10 protein-coding genes and 1 riboswitch are annotated in these 17,362 nt (G+C 42.2%); of the genes, 1 reads left to right on the top strand and 9 read right to left on the bottom strand.

What is annotated here, in order from left to right; translation table 11 throughout:
- Positions 1-18: 18 nt before the first annotated feature.
- The 9 genes from K8P02_RS12485 to K8P02_RS12445 all read right to left on the bottom strand — a co-directional run bounded on the left by K8P02_RS12485 (position 19) and on the right by K8P02_RS12445 (position 16,429).
- The gene (locus K8P02_RS12485) at positions 19-1,278 is read right to left on the bottom strand and encodes a hypothetical protein (protein WP_025867021.1); all 1,260 of its coding nucleotides are present in this window, start codon (positions 1,276-1,278) and stop codon (positions 19-21) included.
- Between the two features lie 13 nt (positions 1,279-1,291).
- Positions 1,292-2,455 (bottom strand): DUF5074 domain-containing protein, encoded by a 1,164-nt coding sequence (locus tag K8P02_RS12480; RefSeq protein ID WP_025867022.1) that lies wholly within the window; start codon positions 2,453-2,455, stop codon positions 1,292-1,294.
- 1 nt (position 2,456) lies between these two features.
- The gene (locus K8P02_RS12475) at positions 2,457-4,490 is read right to left on the bottom strand and encodes a TonB-dependent receptor (RefSeq protein WP_025867023.1); all 2,034 of its coding nucleotides are present in this window, start codon (positions 4,488-4,490) and stop codon (positions 2,457-2,459) included.
- Between the two features lie 130 nt (positions 4,491-4,620).
- Positions 4,621-4,834, bottom strand: a riboswitch (cobalamin riboswitch).
- A gap of 903 nt (positions 4,835-5,737) precedes the next feature.
- Complete coding sequence (locus K8P02_RS12470; protein WP_025867024.1) at positions 5,738-7,009, bottom strand: TolC family protein; 1,272 nt, start codon at positions 7,007-7,009, stop codon at positions 5,738-5,740.
- Between the two features lie 89 nt (positions 7,010-7,098).
- Positions 7,099-10,131 (bottom strand): efflux RND transporter permease subunit, encoded by a 3,033-nt coding sequence (locus tag K8P02_RS12465; protein ID WP_025867025.1) that lies wholly within the window; start codon positions 10,129-10,131, stop codon positions 7,099-7,101.
- Between the two features lie 148 nt (positions 10,132-10,279).
- Complete coding sequence (locus K8P02_RS12460) at positions 10,280-11,338, bottom strand: efflux RND transporter periplasmic adaptor subunit (protein WP_025867026.1); 1,059 nt, start codon at positions 11,336-11,338, stop codon at positions 10,280-10,282.
- A 128-nt stretch (positions 11,339-11,466) separates the two neighbouring features.
- Entirely contained in the window at positions 11,467-13,773 is a 2,307-nt protein-coding gene (locus K8P02_RS12455; protein ID WP_007486239.1) for a family 65 glycosyl hydrolase domain-containing protein, read from the bottom strand.
- A gap of 145 nt (positions 13,774-13,918) precedes the next feature.
- Positions 13,919-15,232: an SLC45 family MFS transporter gene (locus K8P02_RS12450; RefSeq protein ID WP_025867027.1), complete on the bottom strand. Its 1,314-nt coding sequence runs from the start codon at positions 15,230-15,232 to the stop codon at positions 13,919-13,921.
- A 186-nt stretch (positions 15,233-15,418) separates the two neighbouring features.
- Positions 15,419-16,429 carry a LacI family DNA-binding transcriptional regulator gene (locus K8P02_RS12445; RefSeq protein ID WP_007486243.1) on the bottom strand — a complete coding sequence of 337 codons (1,011 nt, stop codon included), beginning with the start codon at positions 16,427-16,429 and terminating at the stop codon, positions 15,419-15,421.
- Positions 16,430-16,811: 382 nt separating this feature from the next.
- On the opposite strand from K8P02_RS12445, the gene K8P02_RS12440 reads away from it, so the two are divergent.
- Complete coding sequence (locus K8P02_RS12440; RefSeq protein ID WP_025867028.1) at positions 16,812-17,138, top strand: cupin domain-containing protein; 327 nt, start codon at positions 16,812-16,814, stop codon at positions 17,136-17,138.
- Positions 17,139-17,362 lie beyond the last annotated feature (224 nt).

Genomic DNA, 17,362 nt, shown 5'->3' with positions numbered 1-17,362 from the left:
TAATAAATGTTTTTTTTATTATGGGTTAGGTAATGTTTCACCTCTTTTTTCAATATGTAAATCTTCGGCCCCGTTAATTTCGGTAGAGGTCTCTCCAAGCCAGCCACATGTCTGATTAACTCCGGTATATACCCGGATGAAGTCTGCTCCGGGCAGATATACGCTGTTTCCGTTTTTGTCAACAGCCCATCCTATGTCGAAACTTATTTTGTCTTCTTTATCATTGGGGTGGTTGTCTACGTATCCCCAATCGTAAGAGTATAATACAAAAAAACTGCCTTTTCCGCCACTCTCATCTACTGCATTATTTGCTAATTTGGTACCTGTAAACGTAATAGCATTAGCATCGCTCCATAGCGGGTAATAACTTTGTCCGTGATATTCGTTTTTTATTATATATCCCGTTTCCCCATAATTACTTTTCCATGCTATATAGGTAGTATCTGTTAATGGGGTTCCCGGCTTGGGAGTTGGTATCTTGTTTGGATCCGGGCGATAATAGGTGATTTGATATTCATGTTTGGTTTCCGGTTTGTAATATTCACTACCAGCCAGTTCATACCATTCATCATCCGGAATTCCGTTTTGGTTCAAGTCCAAAGAAACCATAACAATTCCCGGTTCACAACTCCCTCCCGATTTAGGAGCTTCCGGATTAGGATTAGCTTCTGCATAGAATGCATTTCCAAGTATCTTAAAATCTTTTTCTCCGGGAACATTTACTACTGTATGATCAAATCCGAAAGTAATATAACCTCCGTATCCTCCCAAAGATACCATTGCTCGCTCTTCTTCATTTCCGCTATTATTCTCGGAGTTAGCCAGACTTTCCTCTGCTTTTTGGCGCATGTCTTCTGCGGTATCACCTTTTTTATACAGAGGGAGGGTATTGATGAATTGCCCCGGTGCCGGACAATATTGATATACATTTGAAATATACCGGCTATAGAGTACCTCTTCTTCCTTTACAATAAAATGTATATCGTGTTCCACCGGATTTTCGCGGTCAATAATGTTCAGGCGGAGATAATATTCTCCGGGGTATTGGGCAAGAAAAACATAATCTCGTTCCTCGGATACGATAGAGTCTTTACCATTCTGGTCTTTCATAGTCCAACGATAACCTTCACCGGAATACTCTGGATGTAACACGGCTTTTCTCATACGCGACATGACATACAGATTATCTATGCCCAGACTGACCATAGGAATATCTTGTTGGCAAGCAACAAGCGTTGAAAGAAGTAAAATATAAATTCTGGTATGTAGTCGTTTCATATTCTTCTGTTTATTATTTCTTGTTTAAAAACACCATATGTCCGGGGATATCTCCGGTTCGTACACTCCACTTCTTTTTGCCATACCGGTCGTAACAGTGCAAGGCACCGCTTGATACGTAATTTTTAGCATCACTTATATAGATATCGCCATTGGTGGGATGTACTTTAATGCCATAGGGTATGACGATATTCTCTTCGGTTCCATCCGTAATAAAATGATCGGTTACTTTTTCTTTCGTTTTTACATTGATAATGCCATAGGATACTTTGTTTATCTGACTCGAACTATTCCAGGAAACACTGTAATAGTAGAGCGAATCGCCTTGTATATACATCTCTGAACACGGAATGTCGAAAGTGTCTTTCACTTCCATTTCGCGTGAATTTTTGTCTTTACGGTCAAGAACGTACAGGCGAGAAGGGATAGAGCCGTAATTTCCTCGTGAGGTGACCCACAATTTGCCGTATTTATCTTTTCGTACACGATGCAGGTTGATTCCTACGGGTATTTTTTGTATCTGCTTCATATCGTAGATTTCGACAACAGAAAGTGTACTGTCATAATCGGGAGCACGATATCCACCGGAGTTAGCTACATAAATATACTCTCCTATGATTTCCAGTTCGTCAGGCTGATAACCTACCGTAACTTTACGAGTCACCTTTAAAGAAGTGGTGTCAATTTCATAAACGGCTCCGGCTTGTGCTTGGGGATCTATTTGTACGGGAGCCACATAAGCCGAGACATAAGCTTTGCCCTTGGCAAAACGGATATACCGACAGTTGGGAATATCTATCTGACCGAGACGATGGCAAGTACGTGCATCCATCACTTCTACCTTGTGGGAACAATTGATAACGGCGTAAAGTTTATTACCATATATTTGTATATCATTTCCTACATCGCCCAGTTCTTTGATGACACTTGGATTACGTTCGGCATATAAATTACGTATGTAATAAGCATTTTGAAAATCCAAGTAATCTATGCTTGCTTTATTACTGCCCATATTACCTTCATTGAGTTGATACATACCCATAGGGTTAGCATTGGGTTGTATGTCAAATGGCAATAGTTCGTATTCGGTAGGTACTACCAATTCTATTTCACGGCATGAAATAATGCTTAGCAGGACAAAGGAGAGGATGATACTTATGATTTTTGTTGGTTTCATATCAGAATTCGGCAGTTATGCTAAAACGGTAATTACGCATTGGCATCGGATAATTCAGAATAACATCATAATCCTGATTCAGTAAATTGTTAACTTCAGCCGTACATTTTAAAAACACTTTCTTTATTTGCCATCTTTTCTGGAGAGACAAGTCGCTGGTATACCAAGGTTGTGTATGATTATATCGGATATTTTCTTGCTGATTATATCGTTCTCCTACGTAGATGAAACTATAATTGAGTGCCCAAGTATTCCAGTTGAGCATGACAATCGCCGAACCACTATGCCATGGGATATAAGGTATTTGATGACGATAATAATTATCAGAAGGATTGGTTATATCGATTGCTTCCTGATAAGTGTATTGCAATTTTCCAGTTATTGTCCAGTTATGAGGGAACTGACAGGTAGCCATGGCATTAGCATCTATTCCACGAATGTCTACTTTGCCTAAATTGAGAGTTGTCCAACGGAATTGCGGTCCTTGAGGCCATGATATAATTTTGTCTGTTACATAATTATAGTAGGCATCTGCTCCGATACGGAAATAGTTAAATGTTTTATTTTTACGGGTGAGTTCATAAGTTATTCCCACATTATATTGAGTTACTGTTTCAGGACGTAAAGCAGCATTTCCCATGTCCGTGTAATAGAGGTCATTAAATGTGGGCATACGGTAAGCTGTTTTATAAAAAGCTCTGAATATCAATTCGTGTTTTTTGAATGGTTGATAGGAGAGGAACAAACCGGGAGTGAGTTTCTTTTTATTAGGCGCTTTGTCAACTTGGTGGGCTTTTTCGTCAACAAAAGTCCCCAAAATACTGGCTTGCATTTTTAAACGGTCTGCCAGAGTAAATGCTGTAGCAAGTGATAGCCAATGAGTCCCACGGGTAGCTGCGTTGGAAATGTGTTCCATATTAACATCTTTAGCGGTGTCGAATACTTCTAAATCATTCCATTGAAAATCGTAGGATAAAGAAACGTCCCAGTTCGGATTAAGCGAATATTTGTTAGCCCATGACAGATACATTTCTTTTTGCTTATAAACATTGTTAGTTAGTTTGAGTAATATATCATTGTTTACATAACGTGTAAAATCATAGGCGTATTTAATATTGACACGGGTGCTGAGTTTAGGCAAGATATCTTGTTGATAAGTTCCTTGTGCGAACGAATTTCGATCCCATAATCGTTCTCCCCGTTTCCATACATTATTCACAATAGCTCCCGGAACTCCTCGTTCGGAAGTATAATGGTAAGCGAAAACACTCCATTTTCCTGTGTCGAATGTTCCATATAATCCGATATCCATTCGCATGGCATCCAGATCGCTGTTATGGCGGACAGCGGTGGTGTCATAAGCAAGCTCTCCTGCCGGAGTAACACGTCGGTACCGGAAACTGTATTTTCCACTTGAACTTATCCATTCGGCACTGATACTTGAACTTACTTTATCGTTGATTTTATGTTCGTAAAGGATAGCAGGATTGACAAGGCCGTAAGAGCCAGCTTTTAGCTTGGCTATCATATGGGCTGTTTCTCCATTATTGAATTTCGGATGGCGGGTGGTGAGATAAATACTTCCGGCAGAACCGAATTCCCGAGCGGATTGGAATATATCACTTTTTTGTCCGTTATACAAAGATACTTCTTCGATATTGTCGAGGGAAAATTTTCCTAAATCAACTTGGCCGTTCTGTGCGTTACCTAACTGTATTCCGTTATAATAAACTCCCATATGGTTGGTCCCCATACTACGGATGTTGATAGTTTTGAGTCCGCCTACACCACCATAATCTTTTATTTGTACTCCAGAAAAATAACGAATAGCGTCTGCAACTGAAAAGCTGTTCAATCGCTGCAATTCTTCTCCTTTTAAAATTTGTGCAGGTATAACTTCCTTATATTTTTTAGCTGTAACCACTACCTCATCCAGTCTTTGTATACTGTCCAGCTTGCTTTGTGCCTTTATGGACAAAACTAAAGTACACATTCCACATAGACACAGGAACCGTTTAAACGTAGTATTTCCCATTAATATATCTATTTGATAGTTATTTTATCCATCAAATAGCTTTAAAGAGTACCAATTATGTATGAATAATCATTTCTGTGACACATCACTCGTGTACAGATGATTGAATCCATAGCTTGTCCTCGAAAGCTATTGAACGTATTGCATGGCAGGTCTTCTGACTCGTTTCCGTAAGTAAACGCCTTCCCAATCGACTTAAAGCCTTTCAGTGGCATGAAGTATGTGTTTACTACGCTTGAATGAAACATACAGCAACGGGACTGTTCAGGATTCTCACCTGATTCCCTTTTAATCATTTTCTCCGAATGCATGGAGAAGATGAACCTATGCGGGGGCAAAGTTAGAAATTAATTGGGTAATAATGAAAGAGAAGGGAGGAAATATTTGTTTGTTCTGAAGGCAGGACTCGAGATATATTCAAAACGTATGGACATGAGTAAAAACCACCACAGAGTAACACAGAGTTCCACAGAGTACTATTTATTTGATGAAACGCGGATTAACACAGATTAAAAGACTATAGTTCTTTATCTTAGATTTGTTTCCCTTTGCGGGAATCTGCAATCATCTGCGTTTCAATAAAGATTTAGACTCTGTGGAACTCCGTGTTACTCTGTGGTGAAATACCATACAATAACGAAGATGATGGCCCTATCTTTTCGATGGCGGAGGTGCCCATAGACGGTATTGTTAGCCTTGCCCGGTGTTGTACTTTGTCTTTCTCAGAAAGGAACGTTCCTTTCCCCGGTGAGCAGCATTGTTTTACATGTACATGTTTCACTGCTTTAGATGTACATGTTTCACAGCTTTACATGTACATGTTTTACTGCTTTACATGTACATCTAAAACAACGTTACATACCGAGGCTTCATACGTTACTCTACGGGAGGGGGCTTTATCAATACCGGAGAAAGAGACGGATGGCAATGACAAACACCATTAGGCTCAAAACTGGATTTATTTACGATTAGACGATTTACGATGTACGATTGGGAGTACTTTGTCTCTGACAGCGCTGAAACAGGCTTTTAAAAGAGTAATCCCAATCGTACATCGTAAATCGTCTAATCGTAAATAAATTCGAAATGAATCGAACTTGCACAGAGTTTTTTATTTGGTGAAACGTGGATGATCGCAGATTAAAAGACTGTTGTTCCTCATCTTATACTTATTGTCCTTTGTGAAAATCTGCGTTCTGCATTTCAATTAGCCATCGCCCGGCGTACCTCCCCGTGCGGGAAGCACCTTAATAGCTTATCACCTTCTGGTATTCGGCTACTGCCATTTTAGCGGCAAGGTGTGCATTAATAAGATTTGAGTGTGCCTGCGTCCATGAAAGCTGGGCCGAAAGAACATCTACCATACTCGCTTTCCCTTCATTATAAGAGAAAGTGGCCAGACTGAGATTTTCTTCTGCCAAATCCATTGTTTCTTGTGCAGTAGTCACTTGATGTTCCGTTTCCGTTAGTTTGGTAAGAGCGGCTGAGAGTTCTTCGCTGATATTATCTGTCACATAACTTTGCTGTAACTTCTGAATACCAATATATGCTTTCTGCTGGCGGTTGGTTTTGAAGCGTGCGCCCCAGCGGAAAACAGGAATGTTCACGTTTAATCCCAAAATCGGAGTGAAAGCAACGTCATAGCCCATGTTGGGAGATGCAGTAGCCCATCCTCCGGATAGGAACATGTTCACTTGCGGGTTGTACTGGCTAAGGGCGGCCTTTCGTTGTGCTTCGCTTTTTTCTATGTTGATTTCCGTACTGGCGTAATCGGAACGGCGTTGCAGTACATCGTCCAGGCTAAGGAGTGTAACCGCTTCGCACGGTATTCCAATTTCATACAGACTGTCTACAGGAGTATTGGGACTTTCTCCCATCAGTATATTTAGCTTTTGTAAAGCCAACGTATAGTTCTGGCGTGCTTTGATGTATTGCAGTTCCGCTTCTTTTTTGCGGGTAGAAATCATCAGCAGATCCGTACGGCTTATCATTCCGTCGTCAAAACGGTCTTGGATAATATTGAATTGTTGCTGCACAATGTCCTCATATTGTTTGGCGGACAGGAGCATGGCATGGGCGGCAGAAGCATTCCAGTATACTGCATCACTTTGATAATGGATCTGATCGAGGGTGAGTTCCGTACTGAGCCGGTCTAACTTCTCATCTGCCTGAGCCACCTTGTTCCGGGCTTGCAGGGAACCACCGGTATAGAGAGGCTGAGCCACAACAAACGCCCCCTGATAGGTATGGTTACGATACTGTCCGGCAGGGCCGTTCCAGGCATCCATTTCTTTGAGATTCAATGTACCTTCTCCGGTGATATCTATCTGCGGCAGAAATCCGGTGAAGGCGATTTTACGTCCTTCGGTACTTGCCATACTTTTCAGCTTCTGTTGTTTTAGTACCTGACTGTAGTTCTCCACCCGGTCACGATAGGCTTCACGGGTGAGTTGTGCCGGTTGTGCCAGGAGGTTCAATCCGGAGCACAACCATGCGAATAGTATTATCTGAGTTTTCATTGTCATTATTTTAATCGTTTTAGTGATGATGATGCACTATGTGCGTCCGGCAACTTTGCGGGTACAAAGTTAATCCTATTTCACCAATCTTATCCTTTTATTTTCAGTATCGTGCAATAAGCTACCGGTAGTACAAACAGTGTCAGTGCCGATGCTACCAGTAAGCCTCCCATAATGGTTGCTGCCATACCGCCAAACATAGCGTCAAACAACAGCGGGAGCATACCTAAAATTGTGGTTCCCGAAGCCATTGCTACCGGAACAATACGGCTTACTGTAGCACTGACTACAGCGTCAAGAGGGGTTTTACCCGATTTTGCTTCAATGTCTATCTGATCTACTAATACAATTGCATTTTTGATATTCATACCAATCAATCCTAACAGACCGAGAACTGCAAAGAAGTCGAACGATTTGCCCAATACGAGTAAGCCCAATACGATACCAATAAAGATGAGCGGCAACATCAGCAGAATAACAATCGGTTTGCGATAGGTTTTGAACAGCAGCAGTAATACGGTAAACATCAGGAAGAATGTCAACGGCATGTTTGCTGCCAGTGCTTCGTTGGATTCTACCTGGCTCTCTTGTTCACCAAAATACTTCATGGTATATCCTTCCGGTACTTGTATTTCCTTTTGCACTTGAGACCATACCTGGTTGAAGGCAGTAATGGCATTCACTCCGCGACGTGGATCACACTGTGCCATCATCACCATCTGGCGATTGTAGTCTTTTACATTCGAGAAGCGATATTGGAAATCAAACTCCGATACTACCTGTTCGAGACTGGTGGTTTCTGTGCCTGTACCGAATACGGGTAACGTGCGGAGATCATTGATTTTGAATGAATCCACGGTATTTCCTTTCAGTAATATGGGAAGTACCTGATCGCCTTTGCGATATTCGCCTAAGGGCATGCCGTTTGTACCGATTTGGATACTTTGTGCCATTCCCTGGCGGGATACACCGAGTGGTTGGGCACGTTCCTGGCTATATATCGGTTTCCATACCGGGATCTTATTTCCCCAGGAGTTACGTATATTGATCAGATCGGGATTACGGTGCATTATTTCTAGTGCTTTATTGGTGAGCATCACCAACGTATCGACGTTATTGCCGATAAAACCAATTTCAATGGCGGCATCCACAGCCGGTGATAGTTTGAAGAGGCTGGTGCGGGTGATGGCATTCGGATAGTTTGCCTTCATGTATGCATCGAAATTCTCTTCCTGCTCTTTGGTGTATTTGCTGTCTTTAAGTTCTACCAGTATATTGCAGAAGTTAGGTTTGGGTCCTACGGAAGTAGATGCTAAGTAGTAACGCAGCGGGGTACTTCCGAAAGTGATGGATACTTTATCCACTTCCGGTTGTGCCAACAGATGTGCTTCAACCGCTTCCATCTCTTTGGCTACTTCATTGATACTGTAACCGTCGGGGTAGAAGACGTCTGCCCGATAATAAGGTTTATCGAGAGAAGGAAAGAAGTTTTGAGGCATCATTCCCATTATCACTAAGGAGGCTACAAAAAGAGCAATAACGGCACTTAGTGTCAATGCTTTTTTTCGTATCAGCACATGCAGGATAGAAGCAAATTTGTGATAGAACGGCTTATCGTATGGATCTTTTGCTCCGTTGGCAGGCTTTGCTTTCAGAATGAAATTACCGAATGTAGTGGTTTGTGTCAGTGCCAATACCCAACTGAGTCCGAGTGATATGGCAAGAACCACAAACAACGGTTTCACGATTTCTGCAACGGCGGAAGGTGCCAGATACAAAGGTAAGAAAGAGCAGATGGCGATGAATGTGGCGCCCAATAGTCCCCATTGTGGTCTGGTAGCTCCGTTAATCAGTGCTTTGCGTCGGTCCACGCCTCGCGCAATAGCTATTTGGGCATTGTCGGTTACCACAATGGCATTGTCTACCAGCATACCCATGGCTATGATAAATCCAGCCAGTGAGGTACGGTTTAGTCCTACTCCCAGGAAAGACATGATAAGCATTGTACCGCCGATAGAAAAGATCAGTGATGAACCGATAAGCACTCCGGCACGAAGCCCCATTACCAGCATGATGATGACGATAACGATAAGGATAGATTCTACCAGGTTGATAATAAATCCGTTGTTGGCCTCTTTGGCGATCACATTTTCCAGATAGAGTGGCTCCAGTTGCATTCCTACAGGTATGAGTGGCAGGAGTTCGGCAAGCTTGGCATCTACCATTTCGCCTGTTTGTACCACATCACGTTGCGGGTCGGTAGATACACCGATACCGATGGCACGTTTTCCATTGACACGCATAATGGTAGAGGCCGGATCCATATATCCACTTTCGATGACGGCAATATCACCCAGTTTTACTTGTCCGGCTTTAGTGGTGATCACCTGATTGCGTATATCGTCGACGGTGGTATACATCCCGTTTGCCACGACCCGTAGTTGCTGTTCACCGGCACTGATTTCGCCGGTATTGATAATCTGGTTCTGTGATTGCAGTAAGGATGCAAGTTGTTTGGGATCGATACCCATTCCCACCAGTTTGTTTACGGAAATGAAGATATTGACAACTTCCGTTTGTACACCGAACAGAGCAACTTTCATTACTCCATCAGCAGTGACTACCTGCGTTTTGATTCGTTCGGCCCAGTCGCGCATCTCTTCATAGCTGAACCCGTCATCGGCGGTCAGCCCGTAGTAAATGCCGAATACGTCTCCAAAGTCATCCGATACAGTAGGTACGGATGATCCGCTGGGGAGTTGAGGCTGTATATTGAGTACTTTGCGTCGCAGTTCGTCCCATTTTTGTGGGATGGAAGAGGCGGACAGGGAGGGTTGCAGTTCAAAAGTGATCTTTGAAAGACCATACATAGATTCGGACTTTATCTTATATACTCCGCTCATACTTTGTATTTCGCGTGAGATAGGTTCTGTGATGAGCCGTTCCACTTCTGCAGGTTCAGCTCCCGGATAGCGCGTCATGATGACGGCTGATTTGATGACAAACGGTGCATCTTCTTTCTTTCCCAAATTGCTAAAGGAGAAAATACCTCCAAGTAGCAATACGGCAAGGAAAAAATAGATGACTTTGGTGTTGTCTAATGAATATTTGGCTAAATTCATGAAAGTAGTGTTTAGTAAATTAGTGATTAGTGAGTAGTGATTAACGATTAGTGAGTAGTGATTAGTGATTAACGATTAGTGAGTGATAAGTGCTGGATGGTTAGTAACACTATAATGCCGCATGGCACTAATCACTAATCACTAATCACTAATCACTACTCACTACTCTAATCCTCTCTCCTTCTACGAGTTGGTTGACTCCTGCGGTGATTATCTTTTCTCCGGCTTTCAATCCTTTGGTGATGAATGCCTGTGCATCTCCGGTAGGGGACATGACGCTTACTTCGCGACGGTTTACTTTGTTGTCGTTTACTACCCATACATACATCTGTTTTCCATTGCCTTCACTAAACAGGGCACTCAAGGGGATTACAGTCATACTTTCTTCCAGGAACGGACCTACGTTGGCAGAGAAGCGGATGCTACATGTGAATCCCGGTTTTACGTCGTACAGTGCACGGTCAAATGCCGGATCGTCAATTGTGATTGTTACCGGAATACCTGTTCCGTCAGTTGATATATCCAGATATTCCTCTAATTTAGCATTGAATTTCTGACCTTTATATGTATCGAATTCTACGCGGAATTTCTGATCGCTGGAACGCAACAGATAGAGGTAAGCATCCGGAATGGTGAATTTGATACGTAGCTTTTTGGTATTTACCAGTTGGACGATACCTTCACCGGCATTGACGCGCTGGTAATTTTCTACCAGTCGTGTTTCGATAGATCCATCGAAAGGAGCGGTCAACTTGGTATCGCGCATATTGTTGGAGGATAATTCGAAAGCCGATTTGGCCCGTTGGTAGTTTGATAAACTGATTTCGTACTCTTGTACAGAGATAGCCTGCCGTGCCAGCAAACGTTTGTTACGTTCTACCTGAGCGGCAGCTGTTTCATAAGAAGATTTGTCTGCAGCATATTGCAAGGCGATGTCTCTGGGATCAATGGCAGCTATCAGCTGTCCTTTTTTCACTTTCTCTCCTTCGATGACCGGTAGGTTGATAATCTGTCCGCTCACGCGGAAAGCAAGCTTTACATAGTCTACTGCTTCTACAATTCCCGAAAAATCTTTGTTGATTTCCGATCGTGATTCTACTATTGCTGTCTTTACAGGTCGGATTGTAGTGCCGTTGTCTTCTTGTTTCTGTCCGCATGCAGCCAGAAGAAGGGCCGCAGTCAAAGCGATTACATAGTTTTTTTTCATACTCCCTTGGTTGGTTAAAGTCGTTTAAACAGGGGAGCGTGAGTAGTGATTAGTGAGTAAGTGATGAGTGATTAGTACCATGCGGTATGTAACGCAGCTATTAATCACTGATCACTAATCGTTAACCACTACTCACTAATCACTTTCACATCTCCTCTGGTGACATGATAAACAACTTTATGGATAAGGATGTTCAGTTCATCCCCTTCTATCATCGAGATTTTTATTTCGCTTTTTCCAATTCCTATCTGTAAGGTACATTGGCGGAAGTGGATTTTGAAGGTGTATCTGTTCCATTTTTCAGGGATGACAGGATTGAAGCAGAGCATATCGTCTTTTATTTGCATTCCTGCGAATCCGTGGACGATGGCAAGCCAGCTACCTGCCATACTTGTGATATGTAACCCCTGGTCCAGTTCATTGTTATAATCGTCCAGATCTAACCGGGTGGCATGGAGAAAAAGGTTATATGCTTTCGTTATATCGCCTATCCGGGAGGCGAGGATGGAATGTACATAAGGAGAGAGTGAAGACTCGTGCACCGTTCGTGGTTCATAGAACCGAAAATTACGTCGTACGGTTTCATCATCGAAGTTGGAATAATAAAGGTAAAGTCCCAATAGTACGTCACTTTGTTTGATGTAGCACGAACGCAGAATACGGTCCCACGACCAATGTTGATTAATAGGCATTTCTTCCGCAGGAATATCGTCTATTGTTTTCAGTTCCTTGTCCAGATACCCGTCGTTTTGTACAAATATTCCCAGTTCTCGGTCTTCGGGGAGGTACATGTTATCTATAATTTTTTGCCAGAGAGTCGTTTCCGGATATTGGAAACCGGTAACTCTACGGATGCGTGCATATTCGTCAGGATATTGATGCGCTACTAATTCTATGGTTTCAATAGTGGCTTTTAGTGTCTGTACACAAGAGTAATTGGTATACCAGTTATTGTCTACATTATTTTCATATTCGTTGGGCCCTGTTACTCCCAGTATCACATATTTCTGTTTAGGTTGTGAGAAAGAGACACGCTGGGCCCAGAAGCGCGAGATGGCTATCATTATCTCTAACCCATATCGGGCTATGAAATCAGTATGTCCTGTCATCGTTACATATTGCACTATTTCGTGCACGATGATATTATTGCGGTGTATCTCTTCAAAGGTGATCTCCCATTCGTTATGGCACTCATCTCCATTGAATGTCACCATAGGGTAGAGGGCTGCTCCGTCTTTAAAACCTAATTTCCGGGCATTGTCAATAGCTTTCGACAGTTGATTATAGCGATAGAGCAGCAGATTCTTGGCAGTCTCTTTGGGGCTGGACAGTAAGAAGAACGGTACGCAGCAAAGTTCTGTGTTCCATTGGGTGTTACCTCCGTATTTCTCGCCTGTAAATCCTTTCGGACCGATGTTGAGACGCGGATCGTCTCCACGGTAGCTTTGACTGAGCTGGAAAATATTGAAACGGATGCCTTGCTGTGCTTCCGGATCGCCTTCAATGGTGACATCTGTCTCATCCCAGATATGCTGCCATACATTTTGGTGGTCTTGCAGGAGTTTTTCCCATCCCTGTGCCTTGGCTTCTTTACTCTCTGCCACAGCGTGTTCTACGAGTTCCTGCCGGTCATAGTAGAGTGAGGAGAGGATAGTGGTATATTTGATAAGTGTAATTCGTTCACCCGGTTTGACGTCGGCACCGGCACTGAATCCGGTGAGTTTCTCTTTCTCTATTTTGATAGGACTGATGCTTAGCTCTTTACTGTTTTTGAAAACCTGATAAGTCATAGCGCAACACACTTGTGAGTCCTCTCGTTTGGTTTGTGTCCATAGATAAGCATATTCATTGGTGGTTTCGGCACGCAGTATATTCCACATCTTTTCGTTGAAGTTGGAGTTTTCGTGTTTCACATCTCCGTTAATGTAAGGGACAACGGAGATTTTACCTTCGTAATTGACAGAGGTTACGCTGTATTTAATGAGACACAAGTTCTGATGGGCCATGCTGTTGATATGTTCCACATGTATTTTCAGTGTATTCCCTTTGGGGGAAGTGACTTCAAAGTCGCGATAAGATATGCCCTTTTTCATGTCCAGCCGTCGTTCAAAGCTATCCACATCCCATTGGGCCAGATCTACTTCTTCATCAATGAGGCGCAGATGGATACCACTCCAGTTGGGAGCATTCGGTATACGTGAAAAGAAGTGGGGATATCCGTTTTTCCACCAACCAACGCGTGTACGGTCCAGAAAACTGATACCTGCCACATAGGAGCCTTGCAGACTGTCGCTGCTATAAGTTTCTTCAAAATTGCCTCGTTGCCCTAACCGTCCGTTGCCCAGGCTGAATATACTTTCTGATGCCCGAAGGTTATCTGCATGAAAACCTTCTTCTATAATGTTCCACTCGTCTGTCTTGAGGAATTTTTTCATAGCTATCTTCTTTATCATGTGTTTAATTGCGCAGAAAGATAGTGAAAAAAGTTGAAAGTTGAAAGTTGGGAGTTGAAAGTTAGCTGCACTGCCACGCTGTATAGCAACTTTTAACTTTCAACTCTCAACTACAACAGAGATGTTTTCAGTTTTTCGTTGAAAATGTCTCTGTTATGAAGTGTACACAAACAGCTCCTATAATTAATAGAACACCTGCCAATACAAGCATGTTGACCTGCTGACCACCTACCAGATGAAGTAATCCGCCGCCAATGATGGCAGCAACAATCTGGGGGATACAGATTGTCCCGTTGAATAATCCTAAGTATGCACCCATGTTCTTGCCCGATATTGAGTTGGTCAGGATGGTAAAAGGCATTGCCAGCATAGCTGCCCATGCGCAACCTATCAATAGATAGGAGATGAATAACAGATACTGGTTATCGAAGAACAAAGTAGAGATAAAGCCGATCCCACCTAACACAAGGCTCATTGAGTAAGCCAGTTTCCGGGCTTTGAACATAGGAAGGATAATTGCCCATATAACAGAACCAATGGCTTGTACGGCAAAGAGTACACCTACCCAGTTGCCTGCTTCCTGATATCCTGAAGCCTGTACGTCTGTTGTATTCCATACGGTTTCTGCGATGGCTCCGTTGGTATAAGTCCACATATACATAAATGCTGCCCAGCAGAAAAACTGTACCAGGCCGACTGTCCAGAATACTTTAGGTGCATGTTTCAGCAGATAGAAGAAATTTGTCTTTTCTTTCTTTTCGGCAGCGGTGATGCCATGGAACTCTTCAAACTCTTTGGGCGGCATTTCTTTTACCTTCAAAGTAGTGTAAATCACACAAAGAATGAGAATGGCTGCTCCAATATAGAAAGAATAGATTACAGAATCGGGGACGGTTCCTTTATCGGCAATGTTACTGATACCTATCCAAGTGAAAATAAACGGGAACAGGTAACCTACCAGACTTCCGGCATTGCAGAGGAAACTCTGGATGGAGTAGGCAAGCCCTTTTTGTTTTTCGTTCACCATGTCACCCACAAGCATCTTGAAAGGCTGCATAGCCATGTTGATAGATGTGTCGAGAAACATGAGTGACACAAGTCCGAATATCATAGCTGTACTGACTACCATGCCGAAACTTCCGGCATTGGGCAATAGGCACATAACCAATACAGCAACCAGTGAACCAACAAACAGATAGGGAATACGTCGTCCGAATCGTGTCCATGTTTTGTCACTGGCCGAACCAATGATGGGCTGTACAATAATTCCTGCCAATGGCGGTAATATCCAGAAATAACTCAAACTATGCGGATCGGCACCCAATGTGGCAAAGATACGGCTGATGTTAGCACTTTGCAGTGCATAGGCTATTTGTACGCCGAAAAAGCCAAAGCTGATATTCCACAGCTTCCAAAAACTCAGATCAGGTTTTACTTTCATGGTAATTAATAATGTGCCAATATGCCAATGTAGTAATATACCAATTGGGTGGCACTCGTTTTTTTAATTGGTTAATTATTTAGTTTCATTCTTTTTCCATTCAGTTTTAAATACAGCTCGCCACAGGTTTTCACAGATTTCTCACTGTAATCATCGCCTGGCGTACCTCCCCGTGCGGGAAGCACCTTATTTCGTTGTTCCTCTTACTACCAGGTTGGTTCTTACAATTTTGTTTGCACTTTTGGTATTGGGGTTCTCTTCTATTTTATCGATCAGGATATGTATGGCACTTTTTCCTACTTCCTCACCGTGCTGTTCTACCGTTGTTAGTTTAGGATCGGTACTTTGCGCAATTGCTCCGTCGGTAAATCCACAGATGGATACTTCATCCGGTACTTTCAGTCCCACCAGTTTGCAGGAGTATAGAATGCCCGAAGCAGTTTCGTCATTAATGGCGAAAAATCCATCCGGGCGGTCTTCTCTTTCCAGTATATCGGGGGTAATGGCAATGGCTTGTTCGCGGGTATCACAAAGTTTTATCATGCTCTCGTCCACAGGTATTTTATACTTTTTCATGGCATCCAGATAACCGTTTCTCCGGTTTTTTGAAATTTCGAGGTGGGGTGCAGCGCTATAAAAAAAGATGCGTTTGCAGCCTGTTTGTATCATATACTCCACAGCAGAAAATGAACCTGCGTAATCATCCACTACCACCCGTTCGGTATTAATACCCGTACAGATACGGTCATAAAAGACGATTGGAATATTATTGTCGAGTAATTCCTGATAATGATCATATTGAGAAGTATCTTTGGCGAGTGACGCAATAACACCACAAACCCGGGCTGCCTGAAAAGAGTGAACAATCTTAACCTCTTGCTCATATTTCTCGTTGCTTTGTGCTACAAGAATGTTGTATCCGGCCTGAGATGCCGTTTCCTCAATGCCACTCAATACACATGAAAAGAAATGATGTACCAGTTGCGGGATAATCACACCAATAGTATTGGAACGGCTGGTTCGGAGGTTTAGGGCCAGTGCATTTGGTTTATAATTATGTTCGCGTGCGTATGTATGTACAGCGTTTCGGGTTTCCTGGCTGATGTCCGGATTATCCTTCAGTGCCCTTGAGACAGTGGAAGGGGATACTCCCAATTCACGGGCTATGTCTTTGATGGTAATTTGCGGTTTGCTCATAGATTTCTATTAGTTTCAGCCAAAGGTACTTATCTTTGTCTTTATATGCAAAAATAAGAGAATTGGAAGGAAGAATTTTAAAGAATCTTCCGTTTCTGTATCAGAATTAAGTGCAAACGTTTGCATACTCTGCCGGATTGAAGATATAAATTTTATCTGAAATAGGGTATGTGCTTTTGTTGTTTTAGGTGCCCCCGACCTTCTTAATTGTATAAATACGTATTTAACTGTTACTTAAAATGCATATTAACAGTGTGTTAAAATGCATAGTTTGACCTTATAAAATACGTATTTTAATAATGTAGATTTACTAATGTTTTTTAAGAACAATCCTGTTTTCATAATCGTTTTATATTTGACATTAATAAAAATAAAATTGAATATGGAACAGTCATTTAAAAAAGGAGTTGTGCTCAATCTGGCTTCATTGGTAGAATATTCTGAAGGAGGAGTTATTAGTAAGCAGCTAATAAAAAGTCCGGCTGGAAATGTAACATTGTTTTCTTTTGATAAAGGAGAAGGACTCAGTGAACACCGTGCCCCGTTCGATGCTATTGTCCAGGTGCTGGAAGGTGTGGTAGATATTGTGTTGGATGGAAAAACATTTACCTTAAAAGCAGGAGAAAGCATTGTGTTTCCGGCTAATGCTCCACATGCTTTAACTGCTGTAGAAAAGTTTAAAATGTTACTGACTATGATGAAGGGATAAATACTCCCTGCCTCATGTAGGTAAAGAGTACCTGTGTATCATGTACAATAGTATATCTTTGTTTGTCTTAAATTGAATATTTATAAATAAACACAGTACAAAGATATCTTATTAAGAAAGTACTTTTATACGCGTACCTTGACTATATGCTTCTTTGGGGCTTTGCAATGCAAACGATTGCGTAGTTGCAAGCAGCGTTTTTCATATTTTTTCATTTGTTTGAT

Origin of the sequence: Bacteroides nordii (assembly GCF_019930665.1) — a bacterium.
In the GTDB taxonomy this organism is placed as follows: Bacteria; Bacteroidota; Bacteroidia; order Bacteroidales; family Bacteroidaceae; genus Bacteroides; species Bacteroides nordii.
This window is presented reverse-complemented; position numbering and strand designations above follow the sequence as displayed.